A 1880-nucleotide genomic window follows, 5' to 3' on the forward strand; every position below is an offset into this window, starting at 1 on the left:
CTCGCAGGACGACTGTCACGACCGCAGGGCGAGCTGACCATGAGCGTCAGTGACAACCCCGCTGTACGCAAAGAGCTCGAAAAGTATCTGCCGCAATCTCGGATAGCAGCCTGACCACCTTCTACCGACCATCGCTAGCCATTCTGCGTCTCCGTCATCGCGAAATATGCAACGTTGAGGTGACCTACCGTTCTTCACAGCCCTTCGCTAACCTTTTCTACGCGCTTCTCGTAGTTGCGGGACTGTTCGTCTGTTTGCGCGTTTGTGAAGCACGCCATGCTGACATACTCAGGCACATTCAGGGCCGGCTTCGCGTGCAGGTCGTACTTCAGCAGCTGGCATTCCAGGAGGTTGTCGGGCTGTTTCCACAACCAGCTCAAGTACGAGTTGTACGGTGGATCCGGGTTTTGACCTCTTCTGCTTTCCTGCCCACCCAGGGGTGGTGTACCGTACTTCTTTCGAAGAGCACGAGCGATGATGTCCCAAGATAGCGTTCGGCCCATCAGCCAGATGCCGCACAGTCTCTTTTGGCAAAATGAAAAATTGACCGATGCGGCCTTCATGCCAAGCATCTTGATGGGACCCCGCAGTCCCCCGTGAGTACAGTCGGGCTCGACACACCCGTTTAGTCTCCCGCGCAGCCCGAGGCGTTTGCCTGCTTTGATCACCTGCGCGCGTGTCATGCCAAGCTTGAATCCGATGAGCCCATGCGCGGGCACCCAGGGCTCCCAGGGTTTCTGTTTCGTCTTGCCCTGGTGCCGTCTCTGATTTCCCTTCGGCTTACCGCTGTCGGGTTCCCCGCCCGGAGGCAACGGTGAAAGCGTCCCCTTAGGGCCACCCTTCGCATACTGTGCGATCGTGCGTGGAGCGGTTGTCCAAGTGGCCAGGCAAACCAGGCCAGCAACCTGCGCACTGCGCCAGACACGTGTTCTTCCGAGACACCAGGCCCTTCTGGCCGTCTCTGAACCTTTCATCTTGCCTCCTCCTCGGTTGTCCCCGAACCGGGCACGTAAACACAACTATATGGGTTTGTTATAACGTAGCATAATTCCGCTCATGGTGGCGCCATGCGCGCCCAGGACGCGGACAACGTGCTGAGGGGTATCGGAGGGTATCGGACGTCGCATCGCGGAGGTCCGGGCAGACCGCGGGCTCACCCGCTGTTCATCATGGACGAGGTGGACACGGGGCTAGCAAGGAGAGCAGACGATGAACTCGATGACTGTGACGATATCGCCGAAATGAACGCAGACGCGCGTTCTGATGGCCAGCGCCCATGCCGCCGAGGCCACCTTGCCCCCCGAAGCCGCCCAGCCCTCCCACGCCGGCGCCACCCGCGACAGCGCCTATGCCGCCCACACCGCCCGTGGCGCTCACACCTTGACCACCAAGACCTCCCCATCCGGCTCGACCTCCTAGGCCGCCGGCGCCAGCACGCCCCCCGAACCCACCCCGGCCCACAGTGCCGGCCACCGCCCCGCTGCCGCCGGTAGCACCGCGGGTGCCGCCCTGGCCGCCCCCCGCCGTGCCGCCAGCTCCTGGACGGCTGACCGTTCTGCCCCCGCAGGCTCCGAGCAGCAGCGCAGAGCCCGCTAGCAGCGAAAGTACTGGAAAGGACGCCGAGAGGCGTCGTGCATGGTGCAAGAACTTAAACAAAGCTCCTTGAGCTCCAGTCGCAGGCAGAGGGCGACTCTCGACCCTGCCGGCAAGCCCTATGGGTTGGTGGGAACCCCGGCGGCGGGTATGTTCCCGAAGGCGCCGGTTCCGTTCGCGTAGATGAAGCCGTCGTTGGTCCCTTCCACCGAGTAGAAGAGCGAGTAGATGTCGCTCGAGCCGCCGGTCACCATCATGTCGAGCCTGAGCGGCTGGCCGGCGAAGGC

At 62.6% G+C, this 1880-nt stretch carries 1 protein-coding gene; it reads right to left on the reverse strand.

Annotated features, from left to right (window positions below):
- Positions 1-194: 194 nt before the first annotated feature.
- On the reverse strand, positions 195-719 hold the full coding sequence (locus MJD61_12300; GenBank protein ID MCG8556050.1) for a hypothetical protein: 525 nt from the start codon (positions 717-719) through the stop codon (positions 195-197).
- Positions 720-1880: the final 1161 nt, after the last annotated feature.

The organism is Pseudomonadota bacterium (assembly GCA_022361155.1).
In the GTDB taxonomy this organism is placed as follows: domain Bacteria; phylum Myxococcota_A; class Polyangia; order Polyangiales; family JAKSBK01; genus JAKSBK01.